Source organism: Arthrobacter oryzae (assembly GCF_003634095.1).
In the GTDB taxonomy this organism is placed as follows: Bacteria; Actinomycetota; Actinomycetes; order Actinomycetales; family Micrococcaceae; genus Arthrobacter; species Arthrobacter oryzae.
The window spans coordinates 227,196-251,486 of record NZ_RBIR01000003.1 but is presented as its reverse complement, the minus strand read 5'-3'; the positions used below and the strand labels follow the sequence as shown (position 1 = coordinate 251,486).

At 69.4% G+C, this 24,291-nt stretch carries 25 protein-coding genes; 18 read left to right on the top strand and 7 right to left on the bottom strand.

Going from position 1 to position 24,291, the window contains the following annotated elements; all coding sequences use genetic code 11:
* Nucleotides 1-73: 73 nt before the first annotated feature.
* Nucleotides 74-295 carry a hypothetical protein gene (locus C8D78_RS08815; protein WP_120952504.1) on the top strand — a complete coding sequence of 74 codons (222 nt, stop codon included), beginning with the start codon at nt 74-76 and terminating at the stop codon, nt 293-295.
* Here C8D78_RS08815 and C8D78_RS08810 read toward each other — a convergent pair.
* Nucleotides 292-1,383: a diacylglycerol/lipid kinase family protein gene (locus C8D78_RS08810; protein ID WP_120952501.1), complete on the bottom strand. Its 1,092-nt coding sequence runs from the start codon at nt 1,381-1,383 to the stop codon at nt 292-294. The genes C8D78_RS08815 and C8D78_RS08810 overlap by 4 nt on opposite strands.
* Nucleotides 1,384-1,461: 78 nt before the next feature.
* On the opposite strand from C8D78_RS08810, the gene serS reads away from it, so the two are divergent.
* Together serS and C8D78_RS08800 are read left to right on the top strand one after the other, a co-directional pair.
* On the top strand, nt 1,462-2,742 hold the full coding sequence (gene serS / locus C8D78_RS08805) for a serine--tRNA ligase (RefSeq protein WP_120952498.1): 1,281 nt from the start codon (nt 1,462-1,464) through the stop codon (nt 2,740-2,742).
* Between the two features lie 161 nt (nt 2,743-2,903).
* The gene (locus C8D78_RS08800) at nt 2,904-3,839 is read left to right on the top strand and encodes an HAD family hydrolase (RefSeq protein WP_120952496.1); all 936 of its coding nucleotides are present in this window, start codon (nt 2,904-2,906) and stop codon (nt 3,837-3,839) included.
* A gap of 90 nt (nt 3,840-3,929) precedes the next feature.
* Here C8D78_RS08800 and C8D78_RS08795 read toward each other — a convergent pair whose 3' ends face one another.
* The 3 genes from C8D78_RS08795 to C8D78_RS08785 all read right to left on the bottom strand — a co-directional run bounded on the left by C8D78_RS08795 (nt 3,930) and on the right by C8D78_RS08785 (nt 5,959).
* Nucleotides 3,930-4,529 carry a hypothetical protein gene (locus C8D78_RS08795; RefSeq protein WP_120952493.1) on the bottom strand — a complete coding sequence of 200 codons (600 nt, stop codon included), beginning with the start codon at nt 4,527-4,529 and terminating at the stop codon, nt 3,930-3,932.
* 81 nt (nt 4,530-4,610) lie between these two features.
* Entirely contained in the window at nt 4,611-5,366 is a 756-nt protein-coding gene (locus C8D78_RS08790) for a DUF429 domain-containing protein (protein WP_120952491.1), read from the bottom strand.
* 101 nt (nt 5,367-5,467) lie between these two features.
* Nucleotides 5,468-5,959 carry an inorganic diphosphatase gene (locus C8D78_RS08785; RefSeq protein WP_120952488.1) on the bottom strand — a complete coding sequence of 164 codons (492 nt, stop codon included), beginning with the start codon at nt 5,957-5,959 and terminating at the stop codon, nt 5,468-5,470.
* Nucleotides 5,960-6,101: 142 nt separating this feature from the next.
* Here C8D78_RS08785 and dacB point away from each other — a divergent pair, with 142 nt between their 5' ends.
* From dacB to C8D78_RS08710, 15 genes are all read left to right on the top strand, one after another.
* The gene (gene dacB / locus C8D78_RS08780) at nt 6,102-7,598 is read left to right on the top strand and encodes a D-alanyl-D-alanine carboxypeptidase/D-alanyl-D-alanine endopeptidase (protein WP_120952485.1); all 1,497 of its coding nucleotides are present in this window, start codon (nt 6,102-6,104) and stop codon (nt 7,596-7,598) included.
* A gap of 144 nt (nt 7,599-7,742) precedes the next feature.
* Entirely contained in the window at nt 7,743-8,894 is a 1,152-nt protein-coding gene (locus C8D78_RS08775) for a zinc-dependent metalloprotease (protein ID WP_120953269.1), read from the top strand.
* Between the two features lie 98 nt (nt 8,895-8,992).
* Complete coding sequence (gene tilS, locus C8D78_RS08770) at nt 8,993-10,030, top strand: tRNA lysidine(34) synthetase TilS (RefSeq protein WP_208641926.1); 1,038 nt, start codon at nt 8,993-8,995, stop codon at nt 10,028-10,030.
* Between the two features lie 29 nt (nt 10,031-10,059).
* A complete protein-coding gene (gene hpt / locus C8D78_RS08765) occupies nt 10,060-10,611 on the top strand; it encodes a hypoxanthine phosphoribosyltransferase (protein WP_120952481.1) in 552 nt (183 codons plus the stop codon).
* 197 nt (nt 10,612-10,808) lie between these two features.
* The gene (ftsH, locus tag C8D78_RS08760; protein WP_120952478.1) at nt 10,809-12,875 is read left to right on the top strand and encodes an ATP-dependent zinc metalloprotease FtsH; all 2,067 of its coding nucleotides are present in this window, start codon (nt 10,809-10,811) and stop codon (nt 12,873-12,875) included.
* Nucleotides 12,876-12,884: 9 nt separating this feature from the next.
* Entirely contained in the window at nt 12,885-13,529 is a 645-nt protein-coding gene (gene folE, locus C8D78_RS08755) for a GTP cyclohydrolase I FolE (RefSeq protein WP_120952475.1), read from the top strand.
* Between the two features lie 11 nt (nt 13,530-13,540).
* Nucleotides 13,541-14,482 (top strand): dihydropteroate synthase, encoded by a 942-nt coding sequence (folP, locus tag C8D78_RS08750; RefSeq protein WP_120952472.1) that lies wholly within the window; start codon nt 13,541-13,543, stop codon nt 14,480-14,482.
* 13 nt (nt 14,483-14,495) lie between these two features.
* Complete coding sequence (folB, locus tag C8D78_RS08745; RefSeq protein WP_120952469.1) at nt 14,496-14,855, top strand: dihydroneopterin aldolase; 360 nt, start codon at nt 14,496-14,498, stop codon at nt 14,853-14,855.
* Nucleotides 14,852-15,406: a 2-amino-4-hydroxy-6-hydroxymethyldihydropteridine diphosphokinase gene (folK, locus tag C8D78_RS08740; RefSeq protein WP_120952466.1), complete on the top strand. Its 555-nt coding sequence runs from the start codon at nt 14,852-14,854 to the stop codon at nt 15,404-15,406. Before folB ends, folK begins: the two co-directional genes overlap by 4 nt.
* Nucleotides 15,403-15,927, top strand: coding sequence for a DUF3180 domain-containing protein (locus C8D78_RS08735; RefSeq protein ID WP_120952463.1), 525 nt, complete (start codon nt 15,403-15,405; stop codon nt 15,925-15,927). Before folK ends, C8D78_RS08735 begins: the two co-directional genes overlap by 4 nt.
* The gene (locus C8D78_RS08730; protein ID WP_120952460.1) at nt 15,908-16,420 is read left to right on the top strand and encodes a PH domain-containing protein; all 513 of its coding nucleotides are present in this window, start codon (nt 15,908-15,910) and stop codon (nt 16,418-16,420) included. The genes C8D78_RS08735 and C8D78_RS08730 overlap by 20 nt, the downstream gene beginning before the upstream one ends.
* 18 nt (nt 16,421-16,438) lie before the next feature.
* Nucleotides 16,439-18,070, top strand: a complete 1,632-nt coding sequence (locus C8D78_RS08725) for a PH domain-containing protein (protein ID WP_120952457.1) — start codon at nt 16,439-16,441, stop codon at nt 18,068-18,070.
* Nucleotides 18,063-18,983: a Rossmann-like and DUF2520 domain-containing protein gene (locus C8D78_RS08720; RefSeq protein ID WP_120952454.1), complete on the top strand. Its 921-nt coding sequence runs from the start codon at nt 18,063-18,065 to the stop codon at nt 18,981-18,983. The genes C8D78_RS08725 and C8D78_RS08720 overlap by 8 nt, the downstream gene beginning before the upstream one ends.
* A gap of 1 nt (nt 18,984) precedes the next feature.
* On the top strand, nt 18,985-19,887 hold the full coding sequence (panC, locus tag C8D78_RS08715; protein ID WP_120952451.1) for a pantoate--beta-alanine ligase: 903 nt from the start codon (nt 18,985-18,987) through the stop codon (nt 19,885-19,887).
* A 184-nt stretch (nt 19,888-20,071) separates the two neighbouring features.
* A complete protein-coding gene (locus tag C8D78_RS08710) occupies nt 20,072-21,574 on the top strand; it encodes an MDR family MFS transporter (protein ID WP_120952448.1) in 1,503 nt (500 codons plus the stop codon).
* A gap of 104 nt (nt 21,575-21,678) precedes the next feature.
* Here C8D78_RS08710 and C8D78_RS08705 read toward each other — a convergent pair whose 3' ends face one another.
* The 3 genes from C8D78_RS08705 to C8D78_RS08695 all read right to left on the bottom strand — a co-directional run bounded on the left by C8D78_RS08705 (nt 21,679) and on the right by C8D78_RS08695 (nt 24,285).
* Nucleotides 21,679-22,512: an alpha/beta fold hydrolase gene (locus C8D78_RS08705; protein ID WP_120952445.1), complete on the bottom strand. Its 834-nt coding sequence runs from the start codon at nt 22,510-22,512 to the stop codon at nt 21,679-21,681.
* Nucleotides 22,513-22,572: 60 nt separating this feature from the next.
* Nucleotides 22,573-23,199, bottom strand: a complete 627-nt coding sequence (locus C8D78_RS08700; RefSeq protein WP_120952442.1) for a thymidine kinase — start codon at nt 23,197-23,199, stop codon at nt 22,573-22,575.
* A 69-nt stretch (nt 23,200-23,268) separates the two neighbouring features.
* Nucleotides 23,269-24,285, bottom strand: coding sequence for an alpha/beta fold hydrolase (locus C8D78_RS08695; RefSeq protein WP_120952439.1), 1,017 nt, complete (start codon nt 24,283-24,285; stop codon nt 23,269-23,271).
* Between the last annotated feature and the right edge of the window lie 6 nt (nt 24,286-24,291).

Here is a 24,291-nt window from a genome sequence, read left to right as displayed (position 1 = left end):
TCCACCCCATACCAACTGTGCGTATGCTTGCCTGATCCATATTGGGGAAATCCTCTACCGGAGGGAGCGGGCCATGTCAGGCACCAGCACAGAAAATGACGGCCAGGGAATGATTGTCAATCCCAAGCCGTCAGGCGACAACCAGGACTGGGACGGCGACGACGCCGACCGTGCGGACCGCCTTCGCTTCGAAGAGGAGCAGGCCATGATCCGCGAGCAGTCCGAGGCCAGGGCCGCCAAGGCCGCCGCCGACGCGAAGAAGGCCGCAGACGCCAAGAAGGCCGCCAGCGCCTAACCCGCCGCCTCACCGGCGGCGGACCTGGCTGCTTCCGTGCCCTCCTTGACCCGGACCAGCAGGGATCCCGGCGCCACCTGAACGGTGACCTTCGTGGCCTCGCCGGAGGGATCGCCGTCGACCTGGGTGGCCATGGGTTCGGAGCACTGGATGGTGACCTTGCCGGAACGGTAATACGTCATGACCGGCAGGTCCTTTTTGTGCTTCAGCACGATCTTTGTGTACATGGCGAGCCAGCCGATCGCACTGCGCGGGCTCATCACCACGACGTCAAGCATCCCGTCATCAATCATCGCCTGCGGGATGAAATCTATTCCCCCGGGGATCAGGCCGCAGTTCGCGAACAGGATGCTGCGGATCTTCCGGGTCTGCTCGGGCTGGTCATCCAGCGCGATCGAGACCTTCTTCCGGCGCCCCGCAAGGTGCCGGACCCAGGCTTCCGTATACGCCAGCCAGCCCACGGTCTTCTTGAGGCCGTCAAGGGTGTCACCGACCACCTCGGCGTCCATGCCCATGCCCGCGATCACCAGGAACGTGTGTTGCGCCGATGCCCCGGTCCGTGAATTCTCCACCGTCATCCGCGCCGTATCGATGAACCGCTGGTGCCCGAACAAGGCCGCCTCCACGGTGCCCTGGAGGTCGTTGACCTCCAAATGCACGTTGCGGGCCAAGAGATTGCCGGTGCCGAGCGGAATGAGGCCCATGGCCGTGCCCGTCCCGGCGAGCACCTCGGCCACGACGCGCACGGTGCCGTCCCCGCCGCCGGCCAGAACGACGTCGGCTCCGCTGTCCACAGCGGCGCGCGCCTGCGAGAAACCGGGGTCCTCGGCGGTGGTTTCGAAGAATCGCGGCGGCTCCCAGCCTGCCGCGGCACACGCGGATTCAACCAGTCCCCGAGTCTCGGCCGACCTGGCCTTGATGGGATTGAGGACGACGGCGACTTTCTGACGGCCCAGGCCCGGGCTGTGCGTTTCCTCCCACACGGCGCTGCGGGTGTGCTTGGCCTTCAACCGGCGCACCCCCCACCAACTGGAGACGGCAAACGCCAGGACCCCAGCGATGACGAGGTAGAGCAGCCAGTCGCGCATTGTGCTCCAACAGTATCCCGCCAGGGCCCCGCGACCGGCTTGCCCGGCACCGGTGACCGGATTGGATACTCTTGTCTGGTGATCGACGTAAAAGACCTCAGCGAAAATCCGGACAAGTTCCGTGCCAGCCAGCGCGCCCGCGGCGCCGATGACGCCGCGGTGGACGCGATCATCGCTGCGGACTCGGCCAGGCGCGCCGCGCTGATCCGCTTCGAGAACCTGCGGGCGGAACAGAACGCGTTCGGCAAGAAAGTTGCGCAGGCCAAGGGCGAGGAGAAGCAGGCCCTCCTCGCCGAGGTCAAGGTTTTGGCTGCCTCCGTCAAGGCCGCGTCGGCCGAGGCCGACGTCGCCCAGAGCGCCCACGAAGAGCTGCTCCGGACCATCCCCAACCTGATTGAGGACGGCGTCCCGGCTGGCGGCGAGGACGATTACGTGGTCCTCAAGACGGTCGGCACGCCGCGCGAATTCCCCGACTTCGAGCCCCGGGACCACCTGGAGATCGGTGAGCTGATCGGGGCGATCGACATGGAACGCGGGGCGAAGGTTTCCGGTTCACGCTTCTACTTCCTGCGTGGCGTCGGCGCGCGGCTGGAAATGGCGCTGCTCCAGATGGCCATGGAGCAGGCCATCGACGCCGGGTTCGTGCCCATGATCACGCCCACCCTGGTCCGCCCGGAAACCATGCAGGGCACCGGTTTTGACGTCAAGCACGACGCCGAGATCTACCGTCTCGCCGAAGACGACCTCTACCTCGTGGGCACCTCGGAAGTGGCCCTCGCCGGCTACCACGCCGACGAGATCCTGGACCTAACGGGCGGCCCCATCCGCTACGCGGGCCAGAGCTCGTGCTACCGCCGCGAGGCCGGCTCGCACGGCAAGGACACCCGCGGCATCATCCGGGTCCACCAGTTCAACAAGGTCGAGATGTTCATCTACACCACGGTTGAGGAGGCGGCCGCCGAGCACGCCCGCCTGCTGGCATGGGAAGAGGAAATGCTGGCCAAGTGCGAGATCCCGTACCGCGTCATTGACACCGCGGCGGGGGACCTGGGCAACTCCGCGGCCCGGAAGTTCGACTGCGAGGCCTGGGTCCCGACCCAGGGTGCGTACCGGGAACTGACATCCACCTCCAACTGCACCACCTTCCAGGCCCGGCGCCTGAACATCCGCGAACGTGTCCTGAACGAGGACGGCGCGCCCAAGGGCACCCGGGCCGTGGCCACGCTCAACGGCACCCTGGCCACCACCCGCTGGATCGTGGCAATCCTGGAGCACCACCAAAACCCTGATGGGTCCGTCAACGTCCCGGCCGCCCTGCAGAAGTACCTGGGCGGCATGACGGTCCTCCCCGTCCTCTGACCCGGGTTCGCAGCCACCGCCTTTAACCACCGCCCAGGTCCTTGGCGGCCGCCGGGGTAAACATTCACACCGCCGACCGGGTGTTGGTGTTTACCGCAAATTCACGCACAGCTGTGGCGTGAGTCCTAGCGGCTGCCGGGGGTCTCTGCTCTACTTGTGAGATGACAACCATGACTGAATCCTCAGTCGCCGGCAACGATGACCGGCGCAGCACAAACCAGAACAACATGACTGAAAACACCGCAGCTCGGACCGCCGAGGCCCACATCCAAACCACCCGGATCCAGAGCGTCAGCAACGGCGCCGGCAGTCAGCTGATGATCGCCCTGGACGTCGACGGTACTCTCGTGGACCACGACGGCCACATGTCGGTAACTGTCCGCGAGGCCGCCCAGGCCGTCGTGGCCGCCGGCCACCACGTCATGATCGCCACGGGCCGTTCCCTAAACGCCACGCTGCCGGTGATCGAGCACATCGGGATCGAGAACGGCTACGCCGTGTGCTCCAACGGCGGCGTGATCCTGCGCGTCGACTCCGGACTGCCCGACGGCTACGAGATCCTGCATAAGGCAACCTTCGACCCCGGGCCGGCCCTGCGCGCCTTGCGCAAGCGGCTGCCCTCGGCCAAGTACGCCCTCGAGGACGCGGACGGCAACTTCCTGTCCACGGAACGCTTCCAGGATGCGAGCTTCGGCGTCGAGGCCGTCGGCGTGGACTTCCAGACCATGCTGGAGGCCGTCGCCGTGCGCGTGGTGGTCTTCAGCTCGGAGAACACCCCCGAGGAATTCAACGCCGCGATCCGCCACATCGGGCTCGCCGGCGTGACATATTCGGTGGGCTGGACGGCATGGCTGGATATTGCCGCCGCCGGTGTCACGAAGGCCAGCGCGCTGGAGCACCTCCGCGACCGGCTCAGCATCGAGGCGCACCGCACGGTCGCCGTCGGCGACGGCCGCAACGACATCGAAATGCTGACTTGGGCGCGCCGGGGCGTGGCCATGGGCCAGGCCCCTGTGGAGGTCATTGCCGCCGCCGATGAAGTGACGAAGTCGGTCTTCGACGACGGCGCCGCGCACGTGCTTCGCAGCCTCCTCTAGGGGGACGTCCCCCCGCCCGTGCTTCGCAGCCTCCTGCAGGGTCGGCTCCAGAGGACGGCGGGCGGGCGGCCCTAAACCGGGCTGTGCGGGCTAGCGGACGTCGAGGATGAGGCCCAGAAGCCGGGCCGCCGCGGGGCGTGCCGCGTGCTCTTCGTTCCACTGGGACCTGGCCACGGCCTTGCTCACGGCCTGGGTGGTGATCCCGAGCTCCATGGCCACCGCCTTCTGCTGGCCCCGGACACCCGGCGTGAGCAGGTCCAGCACCCGCCATTCAGCCTGGCTCCGGTCCTGCACTATGTGGCCCAGGAGGCGCAGGACGGCCTCCGCCTCCGCAGCGAGATCGGCCAGCGGACCCTCCACGGCCACCCGGACACGGTCCTTTCCGTTGCGCAGGCGGTCCACGGCACGCCGGGCATAGATCAGCCCGTGGCCGGAGGCGTCCTTGATCTGGTTGGGCAGCGGCTCGTTCACCGGGCCAACCCCGATTCCCACGTACCAGCTGCCGCTGCGCAGGGCAATCATGGCCGCCTCCACCGCCTGATGCGGACAGTCCAGGATGCCCTGGACCTCGTCCTCCACGGAACGGTCGAAATCGAGGCGCGCCGGAATGTGCCGCAGGTCCTTGAGGAGCTGCGGCACACGGTCGCCGTCGCGCCGGCTGTCGGTTTGATTGATGGTCAGCGTGAACATTCTGGATGCCACACTACCCGGTGCTAGTTGGGGGGCAAGTTGCGTCCCGGCCCGCAGCGCCGGGGCCGTAACAGTCGCCGGCTACGTGCCCGCGAGGGCCGGGAGCGGGCAGGCCGGCAGATGGATCCACCCCTCGCTCAGGGCCGCCGCGGCGTGGCCGGCGTCGGGACGCAGCGTGTGCCCCAGGCTGACGGCGCGGGCCGTGAGCGAGGCGATGAGGGCATCAAACATGTCATCGGACGCCGCGAGGTCATCCCGGTAGCCCGCCAGGTCCAGCCACGGGGCCTTGAGGGTGAGGTCCGCCAGGGCCTCGGACAGCCGTTCCGTTTCCGGGGCCCCGCGTCCCTTGTAGCCGCGGGCGTGGATCCCCCATCCTTTCAGGGACGCCGCCGGATACACCTCCGCGAGGCGGCCGGATCCGTCCCGGGCCTGCGGGCCCGCGTCACGGGCGATCTTGGCCTGGATCACGGCGCACCGCATGGCCGGGTGCGCCAGGCGGTCGGCGGAGACGCTGAGCGGAATCAGCCCGGTTCTGCCCGTGACGAACCGGTCGGTGTCCCGGTAGGCGAGGAGTCGGCGGCCCTCGATCCCGTCGTGCTCGAGCACCGGCCCGGCGTCGAACGCCAGGTGCGCGGCGATGAAGGGCAGGAAGGCGTCTGGCCAGCCGAGCGGGCAGTCGATCCCCGTCATGTCGCTGGTGCCGAAGAGGCGGACGATCTCCTCGTCGACGAGGTCCAGGGACAGATGCGCCAGGTGCGCCGCCCCGTCGGCCCATTCGACGACGGCCACCGCCGTCTTCTTCGCGGCCGCAGCGAGGTCAACGCCAAGGGTCCTCACCGTTGCGCCCTCCCTCGTTTAAAGAAACGCGGGGTCATTTACGGCCCATTCCGGAAGGTCGGATGGGCGGTAAATGACCCCGCGTTGGAGTGCAGGTGCGATCAGTGTCCGGCTGCCGGAACGTAGCGCTTGATGGAGGCCTCAAGTTCGGCTTCGGCCGCGGCACGGTCGCCCCATCCTTCGGCCTTGACCCACTTGCCCGGCTCCAGGTCCTTGTAGCGGGTGAAGAAGTGCTCGATTTCCCTGATCAGGAACTCGCTGACATCACTGATTTCCTGGATGTGGTCGAACCGGGCGTCGGTCGGAACGCACAGGACCTTGGCGTCTCCGCCGCCGTCGTCGGTCATGTTGAACACGCCGATCGGGCGGGACTCGACGATCACGCCGGGGTAGAGGTCGAAGTCCTGCAGGAGCACCAGCGCGTCCAGCGGATCTCCGTCCTCACCCAGGGTGTTCTCGAAGAAACCGTAGTGGGTGGGGTACTGCATCGACGTGAACAGGACGCGGTCCAGGCGGACGCGGCCCGTCTCGTGGTCGACTTCGTACTTGACGCGGGATCCCTTGGGGATCTCGATAGTCACGTCATGCTTCATGGAATGCTCCTTGACGAATTCAGGGGTGCGCGGCACGCGCGTAAAGGCTGTCGGTGCCGCCGACTACTATTGAGGATATAGCGAGAGGCGCTGGTTTCAGGAACTAGTGGGGACATTTCAGGACGAAGGACCAGGCAGCATCATGAAACCGAGCACCAGCCCCGCGGGCACCGGACCGGTGCCCGGCAGGTTCCGCGGGATCGCCGCGCTGCTGCTCCAAACCCTCCTGGTGGTGGCCGTGGCGCTGCCGGCCGGCGTCGCGATCGCCCCGGCATTCCTCGGCCCGGACCGGGCCTCGGACGCTTCGCTGACAGCGCCGCCCTGGCAGCAGGTCCCCGCCACGCTGAGCACTCCCGGCACGGGTTCCGGCGGACTCGGGCCCCTCGCCGGCACCGCGCCAGTTCCCGCCGCCGGCACCCTCGCGGCCAGGCTCAACCAGACGCTAAAGACCGACGGCGGCGGCACCTTCACCGGCATCGTCCAGGACGCTGCCACGGGGCAGGTGCTCTTCGAGCGCTCCGCCGACAAGGCCCGCGTTCCGGCGTCGAACATGAAACTCCTCACAGCCAGCGCCGCCCTGCGCGTCCTGGGCCCGGAGCGGCGCTTCAGCACCCGGGTGGTCGCCGGGCCCACGGCGGGATCGGTGGTCCTGACCGGCGGGGGCGACGTGCTCCTGGGGGCCGGCGACTCCGATCCCGGCGCCGTTCTGGGCCGTGCCGGACTCGCCACGCTGGCCCGTGCCACCGTCCGGGCCCTCCAAGACGGCGCAGGCCACGGCGCCGCCGGCACAATCACCGTCCTGCTCGATGACTCCCTCTTCAGCGGCCCGCCGCTCAGCCAGGCCTGGAGCCCCGAGGACGTCGCCGCCGGTGAAATGGCCCCGCTGTACCCGCTGGCGCTGAACTCGGCCAGGTTCGATCCCGCCAAGACCACCGGACCCCGCCCGCAGGACCCCGCCATGACCGCCGCCCAGACGTTCGCGGCCCGGCTCACCGAGGCCGCAGCGTCCGCCGGACTGTCCGTGGCGCCCGGCGTCACCCGGGTGCGGCCCGGCGCCTCGCCGGAGGGGGCCAAAGTCCTGGCCGAGGTCCAGTCCGCCACGGTGGGGGAGCAGTTGGACCTCATGCTGCAGACCTCGGACAACTACCTCGCCGAGGTCATGGGCCGGATGACCGCCCGCGGCGCCGGCCGGGCCGGCAGCGGCAAGGACGCCATTGCCGCCGTGCTGCAGCAGGTCAAGGACATGGGCGTCCCCACAGATGGCCTCCGGGCCGCGGATGTCTCCGGGCTGGCCCTGGCCAACCAGGTTTCGGCCCGGCAACTCACCGACGTCGTCCGGGCCATGACCTCGGGGCCGGACACCCGGCTGCGGGCCGCCCTCGCCGGTTTCCCTGTTGCCGGGCTCACCGGCACCCTGGAGGACCGGTACACGGACGCGGCGTCCGCCGCCGGCGCCGGGCTGGTCCGCGCCAAGACAGGCACGTTGAACACGGTCATTGCGCTGAGCGGCTACGTCGTCGACGCGGACGGCCGGCTCCTGGTCTTTTCCTTCGTCGGCAACGGGCTCACCCCCGGCGCCGCGAACAAGGCCGCACTGGACCGCTCCGCCTCCGTCCTGGCCGGCTGCGGGTGCCGCTGACGGCCAGAGGACCGCTTGGAACCCCTTAGGACCGGGTGTCCGCCGGGCCCCGTTACATTTACCGGGTCCTCGATCGGCGCGGAGGGTTCGCCGGTCAGCGAAAATTAAGGCGCATTGTCGGGCCCCTGTGATCTGATGGACCACATGGAGTCCTCTGCACGCGAGACATCAAGCCAGACATCCAGCGAGCCGTCAAGCAGGGCCTCGGGCCAGGCGCCGGGCCTCATCAACTGGGATCTGGCCGCGTCCACGGCTGCCCGGCTGACACCGGCCGGTCCCGTCTTGGGCGCCGCTGAGATCGGCGCCGCCGTCGAGAACCTGCGGCTCATGGCGGACATTGCCGTGCCGCACGTCCACGACATCACGGGCCTTGACGCCGCCCGGGACCTGCGCGACTCCGAGGTCCTGGTGGTGGACCGCGCCTCCTGGGCCAAAGCCAACACGCAAAGCTTTGCCGTCATGCTCGGGCCGGCCATGGAGAAAATGCTCGAGGGCCGCGGATCCGTCACCCCCGGAGCCGCCAGCGTCAGCGGCGCCATCACCGGCAGCCAGCTCGGCGCCATCCTGGCCTTCCTCTCCAGCAAAGTCCTCGGCCAGTACGATCCTTTCTCCGCGCTGGCAGAAAACTCCACCACCCCCGCCGCCGGCCGACTGCTGCTCGTGGCGCCGAACATCATCTCCGTGGAACGGGAACTGAACGTCGAACCCGCGGACTTCCGGCTCTGGGTCTGCCTCCACGAGCAGACCCACCGGGTGCAGTTCGCCGCCGCCCCGTGGCTGCGGCACCACATGCTGGATGAAATTGAAAACCTCAGCGGCCAGTTGCTCGGCAACGTCGACTCCCTCATGGAACGGGCCTCCGCGGCCGCGAAGTCGCTGAAGGACCGCGCGGCCCCCGGCGCGGCCCCCGGCCGGGGCGCCATCCTGGACCTGCTCCAGAACCCGGAGGAGAAGGCGGCGTTGTCCCGCCTGACTGCCCTCATGAGCCTGCTCGAAGGCCACGCCAACGTGGTCATGGATGCCGTTGACGCCAGCATTGTCCCGTCGGTGAAGACCATCCGGCAGCGTTTCAACGCCCGCGGCAAGGACCGCGGCGTGATTGAGAAATTCATCCGCAGCCTCCTCGGCCTTGACGCCAAGATGCGCCAGTACAGCGACGGTTCCAAGTTTGTCCGGGAAGTGGTCGCCGCCGCCGGCATGGAAGGCTTCAACAAAGTCTGGGAGTCCGCCGACCATCTCCCCACGGAACCCGAGATCCACGACTCCAAGCTCTGGCTTGAGCGGATGGGCCTCTAGCTGCCATGACTACCCGCACCCCCGCAGGTCCGACGTCAGTTTCCAGCGGACGACGCCGGCCCGGCCGCCTCGCGCCGGTGGTCGGCACCGCGCGGAAGATGCTGCAGGACGCCCTGGCCGGTGCCGGCTACCCGGAACGTGTCCTGGTCGCCTGCAGCGGAGGCCCGGACTCGCTGGCTCTCGCCGCCGTCGCCGCCTATTTCGGCCGCCGGGGCCATGTGGACGGCCACCCCGTGTGCATCGGCGCAGTCGTGGTGGACCATCAGCTGCAGCCGGGCTCGGCCCGGGTGGCCGCCGCCACGGCCCGAACACTCGAGGACCTGGGTCTCTCTCCGGTCCAGATCAGGACCGTCGACGTCGCCGCCACCGGCATGGGCCCCGAGGCGGCCGCCCGGGAGGCCCGCCATGCGGCCCTCGACGCCGCCGCGGAGGAGACCGGCGCGGGGGTGATCCTGCTCGGCCACACCCTCGATGACCAGGCCGAACAGGTTCTGCTGGGACTCGCGCGCGGTTCCGGCACCCGGTCGCTGGCCGGGATGCGGCCCTCCCGCGGGCGGCTCCTGCGCCCCTTCCTGGGCCTGCGCCGCGCGGACACCCTGGAGATCTGCCGGGTGGAGGCCTTGGAGCCCTGGCACGACCCTTCCAATACCGATCCCGCCTTCGCCCGCTCCCGGACCCGGGTTGAAGTGCTGCCCCTGCTGGAGGAAAAGCTCGGCCCGGGCGTCGCAGAATCCCTCGCCCGCACGGCCGCGATCCTTCAGCTGGACGCCGATTACCTGGAGGACGTGGCGAACGACACCTTTGAGGCGCTGCGGCAGCAGGACGGGGAGGCGATCAGCCTGCCGGAGGCCGCGCTGCGGGATCTTGCGCCGGCCGTGAGGTTCCGGGTGATCGCCAAGGCGGCCGCCGCCGTCGGCGGCCAGCAGCCCAGCTACCAGCGCCTGCTCGCGGCCGAAGCGTTGCTGCGCCGGCAGGGATCGGCCGGCCCGGTGGAGCTTCCCGGCGCCGTCAGCGTCTACCGGCTCTCGCTCGCGCAGCTCCTCGCGGAGGAACCGTCCGCCCCCTCCGGTGTTCCCCGCGAGGCCGCCCGCTGTGGGAAGCTTGTATTCCGGCCTCAACAGCCGCCCCGAAAATAGTCGCACCCGCATCTACACAGGAGCCATTGGTGGATTCAAACGACGTCCAGGCAGACCTTAAGCACGTTCTCTACACCAAGGAACAGATCCAGCAACGGATCACCGAACTCGCGGCGCAGATCGACGAGGACTACGCGGGCCGCGACCTCCTGATCGTCGGCGTGCTCAAGGGAGCCGTCATGGTCATGGCAGACCTGGCCCGCGCACTGCACACCCACGTCTCCATGGATTGGATGGCCGTCTCGTCCTATGGTTCCGGCACCCAGTCCTCCGGCGTGGTGCGGATCCTGAAGGACCTCGACACCGACCTCATGGGCAAAGACGTCCTGATCGTCGAGGACATCATCGACTCCGGCCTCACGCTGTCCTGGCTCAAGACCAACCTGGAATCCCGCGGCACAGCCTCGGTGGAAATCTGCACCGCCTTCCGCAAGCCCACGGCCGCGAAGGTCAAGATCGACGTCAAGTACGTCGGCTACGACATCCCCAACGAGTTCGTCGTCGGGTACGGCCTGGACTACGCCGAGAAGTACCGCAACCTGGACTTCGTCGGCACCCTGGCACCGCACGTTTACGAGTAAATCGTTCACCCGCAGGCGCCCCCGCCCCGCGGCGGGCGGCGGGACGCCTGGCCCCGCTACGCCCACAGGGAACTTTTGCCCTGCACCGTGCGTGAGTTAGTGCGACGGTGTATAGCTAGAACCTGACGCAGCACCACACGCGCGCAGAACGGTCGCCGTGCAGCACTACCAGGAGGGACGGGGCCAGCCCCGCACAGATGAAAGCTAAGAGTTTCTTCAAGGGCCCGGGCATCTGGATTGTCGTCGTAGTGGCCATGCTGCTGCTGGCCTTTGCCACTTTGGCGCCGGGCGGCGCCAGCCGGATCGACACGGACAAGGGCCTGGAGCTGCTGACTTCCGGGGGCAAGGTTGATCAGGCCAAGATCTTCGACGCCGAGAACCGCGTGGACCTGGTCCTGAAGGACAACCTGCAGGTCGACGGCCAGGACAAGGGCAAGAACGTCCAGTTCTACTACGTGAACGCCCGCGCCCAGGACGTCGTCAAAGCCGTCACGGACGCCAAGCCGTCCGGCGGCTTCACCGACCAGCCGATCGAAAACAACTGGTTCTCCGGACTCTTCTCCCTCCTGGTGCCCGTGCTCCTGCTCGGCGTCCTGTTCTGGTTCCTGCTCTCCCGGATGCAGGGCGGCGGATCCAAGGTCATGCAGTTCGGCAAATCCAAGGCCAAGCTCGTGAACAAGGACATGCCCCAGGTGACCTTCAGCGATGTCGCCGGCGCCGATGAGGCCGTCGAGGAACTCGAGGAGATCAAGGAATTCCTGCAGGAACCGGCCAAGTTCCAGGCCGTCGGGGCCAAAATCCCCAAGGGCGTGCTGCTGTACGGCCCTCCGGGCACCGGCAAGACCCTCCTGGCCCGCGCCGTCGCCGGCGAGGCCGGCGTGCCTTTCTTCTCCATCTCCGGTTCCGACTTCGTGGAAATGTTCGTCGGCGTCGGCGCCTCCCGCGTCCGCGACCTCTTCGAGCAGGCCAAGGCCAACGCCCCGGCCATCATCTTCGTCGATGAAATCGACGCCGTCGGCCGGCACCGCGGCGCCGGAATCGGCGGCGGCAACGACGAGCGCGAGCAGACCCTCAACCAGCTTCTGGTCGAGATGGACGGCTTCGACGTCAAGACGAACGTCATCCTGATTGCCGCCACCAACCGCCCCGACGTCCTGGACCCGGCCCTGCTGCGTCCCGGCCGCTTCGACCGGCAGATCTCGGTGGAGGCGCCCGACCTGATCGGCCGCGACCAGATCCTGCAGGTGCACGCCAAGGGCAAGCCGATGGCTCCCGGCGTCGACCTCAAGGCCGTTGCCAAGAAGACCCCCGGTTACACGGGCGCGGACCTGGCCAACGTCCTGAACGAGGCCGCCCTGCTGACGGCCCGCTCCAACGCGAACCTGATCGATGACCGCGCCCTCGACGAGGCGATCGACCGCGTCATGGCCGGCCCGCAGAAGCGCAGCCGGGTCATGAAGGAACACGAACGCAAGGTCACCGCCTACCACGAGGGCGGCCACGCCCTGGTCGCGGCGGCCCTGCGGAACTCCTCCCCGGTCACCAAGATCACCATCCTGCCCCGCGGCCGTGCCCTGGGCTACACCATGGTGGTCCCGGAAAACGACAAGTACTCCATCACCCGCAACGAACTCCTCGACCAGATGGCGTACGCCATGGGAGGCCGCGTCGCGGAGGAACTCGTCTTCCACGATCCGTCCACGGGCGCGTCCAACGACATCGAGAAGGCCACCGGGATCGCCCGGAAGATGGTCACCGAGTTCGGCATGAGCGAACGGGTCGGGTCCGTGCGGCTCGGCCAGGGCGGCGGCGAGCCCTTCCTCGGCCGCGACGCCGGCCACGAGCGGAACTACTCGGACCAGATCGCCTACATCGTCGATGAGGAGGTGCGCCGCCTGATCGACGGCGCGCACGATGAGGCCTACGCGATCCTGACCGAGAACCGGGACGTCCTGGACGAGCTGGCGCTGGAACTGCTCGAACGCGAAACGCTGAACCAGGCCGAAATCGCGCAGGTCTTCACCAACATCCGTAAGCGCGATTTCCGCGAAGTTTGGCTCTCCAAGGAGACCCGTCCTGTCCAGTCCGCCGGCCCGGTGGAGTCCCGCCGCGAGAAGGCGGAACGTGAAGCGCAGGAGGAAGCCACCCAGGCACGGCTCGAAGAGCCGCTGGATGCCCGGCCGCCGCATGCCCAGGGTGTCCCCGGACAGGAGTCCTTCCAGGGCGGTGCGACGGATATCGGGACTGACGGCCTTCCCGGCTAGGCTTCTTCTGTGACTTCTAACTTCGATGACGACGTTCCCGCCCCCGCTGCTGCCCCGGCGGGGGACGGGGAAGCCCAGCATGCAAAACCCAAGGTCGACCGTCCCCGGATCGAGGCGGCCGTGCGGGAAATCCTGCTGGCCATCGGCGAGGACCCGGACCGCGGCGGGCTCCTGGACACCCCGAAGCGGGTGGCCAAGGCCTACGCGGAGATGTTTGCCGGGCTGCACCACGACCCCGCCGAGATCCTGGCCACCACGTTCGACCTCGACCACGAGGAACTCGTGCTGGTCAAGGACATCCCGTTCTACTCCACCTGCGAGCACCACCTGGTGCCGTTCCACGGCGTGGCCCACGTCGGCTACATCCCCTCCCACGACGGGAAAGTTACGGGGCTGAGCAAGCTGGCCCGCGTGGTGGACATGTTCGCCCGGCGCCCGCAGGTCCAGGAGCGTTTGACCACCCAGATCGTGGAGGCCCTCGTCACCCACCTCAAACCGCGCGGCGCGATCGTCGTCGTCGAATGCGAACACCTCTGCATGTCCATGCGGGGCATCCGCAAGCCCGGCGCCAAGACCGTCACCAGCGCAGTGCGCGGGCAGCTGCACGATCCGGCCACCCGCGCCGAAGCCATGAGCCTCATCCTCGGAAGGTAACAAAACAGACTATGGACTCCCTAGCCGCGGCCCCAGGTACCGGCCCCGCAACCTCGCCCCTGCCCGTCCTGCGCAAGCCGCGCCCGGCGGCCAGGTTCCAGGACCTGCCCACGGACCGGACGCTCGTCATGGGAATCCTCAACGTCACCCCTGATTCCTTCAGCGACGGCGGGACGCACGCGACGCCGGACACCGCGATCGCGGCCGGGCTGCGGATGTTCTACGCCGGGGCGGACATCATCGACGTCGGCGGCGAATCCACCCGCCCGGGTGCCACCGCTGTCGGCGTCGACGAGGAACAGCGCCGGGTCCTGCCGGTCATCGAGGCCCTGGTCAAGGCCGGGGCCCTGATCAGCATCGACACCACCCACGCCGCCACCGCCGCCGCGGCCCTGGCAGCAGGCGCCGCGATCATCAACGACGTGTCGGGCCTGACCATGGAACCGGAAATGGCGGAACTGGCCGCCCGCACCAAAGTGCCGTACATCCTGACGCACCGCCGCGGCGACGCCAGCACCATGAACGCCCTGACGGACTACCGTGACGTCGCCCGGGACGTCGTCACGGAACTCGCCGGTGTCCGCGACAAGCTCTACGCCGCCGGCGTCGCCCCGGAGCAGATCATCGTCGATCCGGGACTCGGATTCGCCAAGAACGACGCCCAGAACTGGGAGCTGCTGCAGCGGCTGGATGTCCTGCAGGCCATGGGCCACAAGGTCCTCGTCGCCGGTTCCCGGAAGCGCTTCCTCGGCAGCCTCCTGACCGTGGCCGGCAAGGCCGCCCAGCCGGTGGAACGCGACGCGGCCACCGCGGCCGTGACTGCCATCAGCGCCTTCCGCGGCGCCTGGGCGGTGCGCGTGCACGACGTCGGCTCGAGCCTCGACGCCGTCAAGGTCGCCGCCCGCATGGCACCCCGCCCGGCGACCGCCGGTCCCGCCGCCGGCACCAACTGATCCGGCCGGCGCCATGGACCAGATCACGCTGAGCGGCGTCACCGCTGTCGGCCATCACGGGGTGTTCGACTTCGAGCGCCGCGACGGGCAGCCGTTCGTTGTCGACGCGGTGCTGCACCTGGATTTCAGCAAGGCCGCGGCCTCCGACGACGTGCTGGACACGGCGCATTACGGCCAGGTGGCCGACTGCATCCGGGACTGGATCACGGGCGCTCCGCTGAACCTGATCGAGGCCCTGGCCGTCCGGATTGCCGAGGACGTCCTGCAGAAATTCCCGGTGGCCGCCGTGGACATCACCGTGCACAAACCCAAGGCCCCGATCGAGGTGGAGTTCGGCGACGTGTCCGTCAGCGTGCACCGGAGGCAGGCATGAGCCCGAACTACACCCGCGCCGTGATTGCGCTCGGCAGCAACCTGGGGGAGCGCAGCGACACCCTGTCCGCCGCCGTCGCGGACCTCGTCGACCCGCCCGAGGTGCGCCTGCTGGCCATCTCGCCGATCGTCCAGACGAAGGCCGTGGGCGGCCCGGCGGGCCAGCCGGACTTCCTGAACATGGTGGTCGCCGTGGAGACGTCCCTGCCGCCCCGGGAGCTGCTGCAGCACTGCCACGCCGTGGAACAGAAGCACCTGCGGGTGCGCGAGGTCCGGTGGGGCCCGCGGACCCTGGACGTGGACATCATCGCGTACGGTGACGTGGTGAGTTCCGACCCCGAGCTCACCCTGCCCCACCCCCGGGCCGCGGAACGGGCGTTCGTGCTCTACCCGTGGTCCCTGATCGATCCGGCCGCGGAGCTCAACGGCGAACGTGTGGGGGACCTCGCCGCGAAGGCCGCCGACTTCGCCGACCTCGAGACGTTCGACGGTTTCCGGAACCTTGCGGCCACCGACGTCTCAGGCGTTTCCGGCGCGGCGGAGCGGCCGTGAAGCTGACCAACCCGCTGCTCCTGCTGGCCATCGCCGTGGTCCTCGCCGCGGCCGGGTGGATCGCCACCGTGCTGGCCGGCCGCTACAGCCTGGCCACCCCGGTGCTGCCGCTGACCGGGCTGCTGACCATGGGCGTGATCGTGGTGCTCACCCTGGTGCTGGGCATCCGGGTGCTGCGCTGGCGCAACGGCAAAAAGAAGAAAATCCTCAACCCCATCCTCGCGGCCTGGACCCTGGTTCTCGCCCAGGCCTGCGCGTACACCGGCACGGTCCTGCTGGGCTGGCACGCCGGAATCATCATGGAGCAGCTGCGGCTGTGGAACCTGCGGACCAACCATGACATCACCTGGCAGGCCCTGGCGCTGGCAGGCGGCGGGCTGATCATGGTGATCGTCGGGCTCGTCGTGGAGCGGTTCTGCCGCATTCCGCCCGAGGACGGCGACGCCGAATCCGGCCACGGGGTGCAGGGAAAACGCAACAAGCCCACCGCAGAAGGCGAATATGCGTACCGAGGCGATTGATCCTCCGGGCATCGACTGGCTCAGGGTGTCACCGAAGTACGTCACCGTGCGCCTCGCGGGGTGGGCGCTGGGAAACCTGGTCGCCGTAGCCCTGCTGTCGCTTCCCCTGGTGCTGGTTCTGGCCGGCGTGTGGACGTGGCCGCCGGTCTGGCTGGGGGTTGCCGTTCCCGCGCTCTGGCTGCTCCTGGCGCTGTGGCGGCTGGCGCTGATTCCCCGGCAGGTGCGCTCGATCGGCTACGCCGAGCGTGAGGACGATCTTCTGATCCGGCGGGGCATCTTCTACCAGCGCACCCTCGTGGTCCCGTACGGGCGGATGCAGTACGTGGACATCGCGGTGGGGCCCGTCGAGCGTCCCCTGGGCCTGTGCACCCTGAAACTTCACACCGCATCCCCCGGCACCAACGCCGAGATCCCCGGGTTGCCGGCCAGCGAAGGGGCCCGGCTCCGCGAACAGCTCTCTGCGCGCGGCGAAGCCCGGCTGGCCGGGCTGTGACGGGAAAGCCGTGACGGCATGGCGCTGACACCGGAGGGCGCCCGGGCGGCCCGGGACCCGGCGGCCGGCAGCGGCAATGAGACGGCAGGTCCGGACGGACCCCGTCCGGCGGCCGGTCCGGAAGCAACCGCCGACGCCGGCTGGCTTCGCGTGCACCCGGGATCGCCGTTTGTCCGCGGCTGGGTGGCGCTGGCGGCGATGCTCTTCTTTTTTGGCCGGGACACTTTCGAACGCCTGCTCCAGGGCGGGCCGGTCTTTGACGACCGGCTGGCCGGGCGGGCGCCGTGGCTGCTGGTCGGCGGCGGCACGGTGCTGCTCCTGACCGTGCTCGGCTATGTCCTGAGCTGGTACTTCACCCGCTACCAGCTGGCGGAGGGATATGTGCGGGTGAACACCGGATTTCTGTTCAAGCAGCAGCGGCAGGCCAGGCTGGACCGGGTGCAGGCCATCGACGTCGTGCAGCCCTTCCTGGCCCGCATCTTCGGGCTTGCGGAGCTTAGGTTTGAAGTCGCAGACGCCGGCGAATCCGCCGTGCACCTCGCATATCTGCGTGCGGACGAGGCCCGCCAGCTCCGGGCGAGAATTCTGGCCCAGGCTTCCGGTGCCGTAGGCGTTGCGCCGGCGCCGGGGCAGCCGGAGGCCGCCGCCGCGGAGGCCCCGGAACAGACGGTGCTGACCGTGCCGCCGTCGCGCCTGCTGGGCTCGCTGCTCCTGAGCGAACAAAGCGTGGCCATCGTCGCCGGCGGCATCGCCTCGGTGCTGCTCTCCGCCGTCACCGAAAACCGGAACTTCACGGTCTTCCTGATCCCGGCCGCGATCGGGCTCGCCGCCGCCTACTGGTCCTCGTTCAACAAGGGATACAACTTCACCGCTGCGGTGTCCCCGGACGGCATCCGGCTGCGCTACGGTCTGCTGGACACCCGGGCGCAGACCGTGCCGCCGGGCAGGATCCAGGCGCTGAAAGTCAGCCAGCCGCCGCTGTGGCGGATCTTGGGCTGGTACCGGATCCAAGTCAACGTCGCCGGTTACGGCGTGGCCGGGAACGCCAGGCAGGGCGAGGCGCGGACCACCCTGCTTCCGGTCGGATCCCTCACCGATGTCCTGAACCTCCTCGCCCTGGTGATCCCGGATCCCGGAACCCCGGATCCGGCGGCTGTCTTCACGGCAGGAATCACCGGTCTCGCGGGGGCCGACGGTACGCCGGGCGCCGCGGCTCCCGGGGCCGGCGACCCGGCCGACGCCGACGGCGGGTTCGTCACCACGCCGCGCCGGGCCCGGGTCCTGGCGCCGCTGGGCTGGCGGCGCAACGGCTTCACAGCAACGGAAACCGCCCTGCTTCTGCGGTCCGGCCGCTGGTGGCGCAGCCTGGTGGTGGTGCCGCACCAGCGCACCCAGTCCATGGCGCTCCAGCAGGGACCGCTCGCCCGGAGGTTCCGGGTGGCGGACCTGGTCCTGCACACCACGGCGGGCCCGGTCGCCCCGCGGCTCATCCAGGCCGGCCTCGACGAGGCCCGGGACCTGCTGGATGCCCAGTCCGCCCGCGCCCGCGCCGCCCGCAAACGCCAGAGAAGCGAGCACTGGAGCGAGCCGGCAGCCAGCCCGGCCCCCTCACCCGCAGACCACACTCAGGAAGGCCCGAACCATGGCTAAACCAGGACGCCTCGGCGTCGGAATCATCGGCGCAGGGAAGGTAGGGGCGGTCCTCGGGGCCGCACTGCGCGGAGCCGAGCACGCCGTCATCGGGGTGTCCGCCGTCTCGGACGCCAGCCGCGAACGCGCCGAAACACTCCTGCCCGGCGTGCCGATCCTGGACGTGCAGGACATCGTGGAGCGCGCCGAACTGGTCCTGCTCGCCGTCCCGGACGACGCCCTCGGCCCGCTCGTGGACGGTCTCGCGAAGCTCGGAGCCTGGCAGCCGGGCCAAATCGTGGCGCACACCTCCGGCCGCTTCGGCGTCGGAATCCTGCACCCGGTCCGCGCAGCCGGCGCCGTGCCGCTCGCGCTGCACCCGGCGATGACGTTCACGGGCATGAGCCTGGACCTCACGAGGCTCCTGGACTGCACCTTCGGCGTCACGGCCGACGCCGCAATGCTGCCGATCGCCCAGGCGCTCGTCGTCGAGATGGGCGCCGAGCCCGTCGCGATCGCCGAGGCGGACCGTGTCCTGTACCACGCTGCGCTCGCCCACGGCTCGAACCACCTGGTCACGCTCGTGGCGCAGGCCTCGCAGCTGCTCCGCGAGGTCGGCGTCGAAGCCCCGGACCGGATGCTGGGCCCGCTGCTGCGGGCCACCCTGGAGAACGCGCTCGCCTCCGGCGAATCGGCCCTGACCGGGCCCGTAGCCCGCGGCGACACCGGCACGGTGGCCGCGCACGCCGGCGCCCTCCGCGAGTACGATGCCGGCTCTGCCGGCGATATTCTTGAGGCGTACCTGGCCATGGCCCGGGCGACAGCCCGCCGGGCAGGAAGCCGCGGGCTGTTGAAGCCGGAACAACTCCACGGCATCGAACAGGCGCTCGGCGGTCCCGGCCAGGACGGGACGCCTGCCCCGGAAGGACCCTGACATGGCAATCCAACTCGTCACTACAGCCGCCCAGCTCCGCGCCGCCAGCGCCCGGCTGCTGGCGGAGAAGGGCGGCACGTCCCAGGGGCTGGTGCCCACCATGGGCGCCCTGCACGAGGGGCATGCCCGGCTGGCCCGGACCGCCGTCGCCCAGAACGATGTGGTGGTGGCCAGCATCTTCGTCAACCCCCTGCAGTTTGGCGAGGCCGCGGACCTGGACCGCTACCCCCGGACCCTGGATGCCGACCTCGCCCTGCTCGACGCCGAGGGCGTTGACCTGGCCTTCGCGCCCGGCGTCGAGGAGGTCTACCCCGGCGGGGCACCTTTGGTGCGGGTCACTGCGGGCCCGCTGGGCGACAAGTGGGAGGGTGCGTCCCGGCCCGGACACTTCGACGGCGCCCTGACCGTCGTCGCAAAACTGCTCCACTACGGAATCCCCGGGACCGGACTGCCCGGCGGAGGCCAGCCCGCCTACCGCGCCTACTTCGGCCAGAAAGACGCGCAGCAGCTGGCACTCGTCCAGCGCATGGTGGCGGACCTGAGTTTCCCCGTGGAGATCGTGCCCGTGCCCATTGTGCGCTCGGACGACGGGCTGGCGCTGTCCAGCCGCAACCGGTTCCTCTCCGAGGACCAGCGCACAGCCGCCCTGGTGCTCTCCCGGGCGCTGCGGCTCATCGAGGACCGTGCCGCCGCGCATGAGCCCCTGGACGTCGAGTCCGCGCAGGCCCTGGTCCGGTCCGAGCCGCTCGTGGAACTGGACTACTTCGAGGTGGTGGATCCGCAAACCCTGGAGCCCCTCGCGGAGAACTGCCGGCACACCCCGTTTCGCGGCGAGGCGCTGGCGATCATCGCTGCCAAGGTCGGCCCGGTCCGCCTCATCGACAACGCGCCCCTGAACGCCTGACCCAACCCCACCCCCAAAAAGCAACGCGGGGTCAGATACGGCCCATGCCGATGCCATCCATGGGCCGTATCTGACCCCGCGTTGCATTTCCGGGGACGGGAATGCGGCCGGCGCGTAGGATGTTGGAACCTGCAGCAGCGCCGACGCTTGCCGGACCCACACCCATCGCCCTGAGGGAATTGTCATGTCAACACGAGTCTCGTCCAACGACGCCGGCGGTCCCGCCCCTGACGCACCCGCCACCCCCGGGCCGACGCGCGCCGCACCCGGCATCCCCGGGACTCCGGCCGCACCGCCGAAGATGTCCAGGGAGTCCGTCACCATCATCGTGACGTTGCTGGTGGCCACCTTCGTGGTGATCCTCAACGAAACCATCATGAACGTGGCCCTGCAGCGGCTCATGGTTGACCTGAACATCGACGCGCCCACCGTGCAGTGGCTGTCCACCGGCTTCATGCTGACGATGGCGGTGGTGATTCCGACCACCGGGTTCATCCTGCAGCGCCTGTCCACCCGCGCCGTGTTCATGCTGGCCATGGGGCTCTTCTCCGGCGGCACGCTGCTGGCCGCCCTCGCGCCGGGCTTCGAAGTCCTGCTGCTGGCGCGGATCGTGCAGGCCGGCGGCACGGCCATCATGCTGCCGCTGCTCATGACCACCATCCTCACGCTCGTGCCGCTGGAACGCCGCGGCGCCGTCATGGGCAACGTCAGCATCGCCATTTCCGTGGCCCCGGCCCTTGGCCCGACGGTTTCCGGCCTGATCCTCCAGAATTTCTCCTGGCGGTTCATGTTCGTCTTCGTGCTGCCGATCGCCCTTGCCGCGCTGGCCATCGGGGCCAAGTACCTGACCAACATCGGCGAAACCGAGAAGACCCGGCTGGATGTCCTCTCCGTGGTCCTGACAGTGCCTGCGTTCGGGGGCATCGTGTACGGCCTGAGCCAGATCGGCGGCGGCCAGGCCGGCTCCCGCACTCCCGCGGTGCTGGCGCTCGCCGTCGGCGTGGTGGCCCTGGCGGCGTTCGTCCTGCGCCAGCTGAAGCTGCAAAAGGGCGGCGGCCCCCTTCTGGACCTGCGCGCCTTCACCTTCCGGATGTTCACGGTGTCCGTGCTGCTGCTAGTTGTGGCGATGATCGCGCTCTTCGGCGCGGTGATTCTGCTGCCCCTGTACCTCCAGGAAATCCGCGGCCTGAAGTCATTGGAGACCGGCCTGGTGCTGCTGCCCGGCGGCCTCGCCATGGGCCTGTTGGGACCCTTCATCGGCCGCGTTTTCGACAAGGTGGGGCCCCTCCCGCTGACGGTTACGGGCTCGGTCATGATGGTGCTGTCCCTCTGGCAGTTTTCCATGCTCGACGCCGGGTCACCGGTGGGGTGGATCATCGCCCTGCACGTGACCCTGAGCCTGGGCCTGGCGCTTCTGTTCACGCCCGCCTTCACCACCGGCCTGAACCCGCTGCCGCCGCACCTGTACTCCCACGGCTCCGCGATCATGAGCACGTTGCAGCAGGTGGCCGGCGCCGCCGGCACGGCCCTCCTGGTCTCGATCTACGCCTTCGTCTCCGCCGCCGAGGGAATGGTTGCCGGCATGCAGGCGGCGTTCCTGACGGCGGCCGTCATCGCCGTCGCCGCCGTCGTGCTGTCCACCATGATGCGCAAGACCGTGGGCGCGGCGCAGCCCGCCTCACACTAGCCCCAACCAACAGCAACGCGGGGTCACTTAGCGCCGGTCCGGAGGTCCGGAACGGGCGCTAAGTGACCCCGCGGTGCATTGTGGGGGGGGTGACTGGTTGAGGGTCAGCCGGCGTAAAACGCGCTGAGTTCGGCGATGAGCTTGTCCGGTGCCTTGTTGACGCCGTCGTGGCCCATGCCCGGCAGGATGGTGTAGCTGGAGCCGGAGAGCACGTCGTGGATCTGGGCGCAGGCCACGCCGAAATATGCCGGGCTCTTTTCGCCCACGATGATCAGGGTCTCAAGCGGCAGTTCCAGGAACGGTTCGGCCGGCATGTCCGCGGCGATGATCGCCTTGATCTCCCGGACGCCGGTCTGCATCAGGTCGCGCAGCTGTTTGCCGATCGGGGTGCCGGCCGAGAGCTTGTTCGCCAGCGTCAGCATGGACAGCGGCATCCGGGACAGCGCGCTGCCGGTCTCCAGGCCCTTGAGCAGGACGGCGAGGGCACGGTCGTCGTCACCGGCGGCCGTCGCCTTCTCGTATTCGGGGGTCCAGTCCGCCGTGACACTGTGGTTGACGGACACGGCGGGGTCGTACACGGCGAGCCGTTCCACCGGCAGGGTGCGGGCCGCGTGCAGGGCCACCGCCCCGCCGAAGCTGTGGCCGAAGACGTCCGTGCTGGAGGTGTGCTTCATGACGGCGTCAAGGTCGTGGATGTCCACGTCCAGGGTGTAGTCCTCCGGCTGGGGAGAGGATGAGCCGCGGCCGCGCCGGTTGAAGGTGTGCACCGGCCGGCCCAGCGAAGCGCTGAGCTTCTGCGCGAAGCGGGTGTAGTCGGCAGCCGTCACCATCGAGGCCGGCACGACGACGATGCCCGAACCCGCCGAGGCGAGCTCGGCGCCCGTGCTGAAAAGCTCGATCGTTCCGCCGTCGGGTGTTCTGATGTTCTCGCGGGTCATGCTCCGAGCCTAGCCGAGCCCGCGCCGCCATGCAGTAGACGGGGCAGCAAGTCGCCGGTGCTAGTCGCCCAGCCGGCCGCCGGAGACCTCCAGGTAGCAGGCGCCGCAGAGCGACTCGTACCAGACGTCCTGGCCGTCGATCGCCACCTGGTCGCCGTCGAACACCACGCGGTCCCCGACCCGCCGGGTGTTGAAGATGGCCTTGCGTCCGCAGCGGCAGATGGTCTTGAGCTCCTCGAGCGTGTGCGCGATCTCCAGGAGCCGCAGGGAACCCGGGAAGGCGCGGGTCCGGAAATCGGTGCGGATTCCGTACGCCAGCACGGGGACATTGTCCAGGATGGCGATGCGGAACAGGTCATCCACCTGCTCCGGCTCCAGGAACTGCGCCTCGTCCACCAGCAGGCAGGCCACCGGCGGGGTGTCCACGTGCTGGAGCAGGGCATTGGGGTCGTCGCCGTGGGCCTGGGCGGTGAAGAGTTTGCGGGCCGACGCGCCGGCGGGGATCAGGAAGTCCACGGACCGGGTCATGCCAAGGCGGGAGACGACGTCGGCGTCGCCTTTGGTGTCGACGTCCGGCTTGGCAATCAGGACCCGCTGTCCGCGTTCCTCATAGTTGAACGCCGCCTGCAGCAGCCCCGTCGACTTGCCGGAGTTCATGGCGCCGTAGCGGAAATAGAGCTTGGCCAAGGGGGTCCTTTCGAAAGGGTCGCCCCCGATTCTAGCCGCAGGCCGGGTCAACGGTCCGTCAGCGGTCCGTCAGAGGCCGGGCCCGGGCCTGCGCAGTCGGGCCGGGGCGCGCCCGGAGATGCCCGGCAGGCCCCGGGCAGCGCTGCCGGCAGTGCGGCCGCTGCCGCGAGTGGGGGCAGGGGACGCGGCGTCGGGGCCGCCGAGGAGGAACCGTGCCGTCCTGACGGCCAGCCGGGTTCCGGGGCGGATGGGGCCTTCGTGGAGCTGCCCGGGGACCACCGCGAAGGTGAGCGCGGGGACGGCAACGGCGAGTTGGCGGCCCGTCTCGGCGAAATAGGCAGGGCTCCAGCCGCCGCTGAGCATGAGCGTGGGGGTGGTGATGGCGGCGAAATCGGAGACTTCCGCGTCGGCATCCAGCACGGCGCGCATCTCGGCGACAGCCGTGGGCAGCAGTTCCCGCATCTCGGCACCCAGCCTGGTCCGGGCCGACAGGATGCTCAGCATCCGCAGCGCGCCCAAAGGCAGCCGGGAAACCGGGCCGGCCGTCTCGAGGCCCTGCACCAGATGGGCCCACGCCTCGTCGAGCTTGCCGGCGGCCACGGACCTCTCGAGTTCGGGGCGCCAGCGCCGGCTGAGGTTCCCGGAGAGGCTGACGGCCGCGTCGTAGGTCACCATCCTGCGGATCGGCACGCTCCGGGCGGCCTGCAGGGCCACAAACCCGCCGTAGCTGTGAGCCACGACGTCGCTGGCGCCGGTCTCGCGGAGGACGGCCGCCAGATCGGCCACCTCGGTGGCAGCTGAATAGCCGGCGGGCTGCGGCGATGAGCCGGCGCGCCCCCGCCGGTTGTAGCAGTGCACCGGCTGGCCCAGCAGCCGGCTGACCCTTCGGGCGAAGGCCAGGTAGAGCGCATCGGTGACCAGCGTCCCATGGACAATCACGACGCCGGATCCCGCCCCGCCCGGTCCGTGCCCCCGGGCGGCCGCGCCGGCCGCGGCTGAACCGCCCGGCCCCGGCGCCCCGGGACGAACGGTGTGCACCTCAAGGTGCCCCTCGCCGTCGTCGGTCCTCACAGTCCACATCTCCACAGCCCT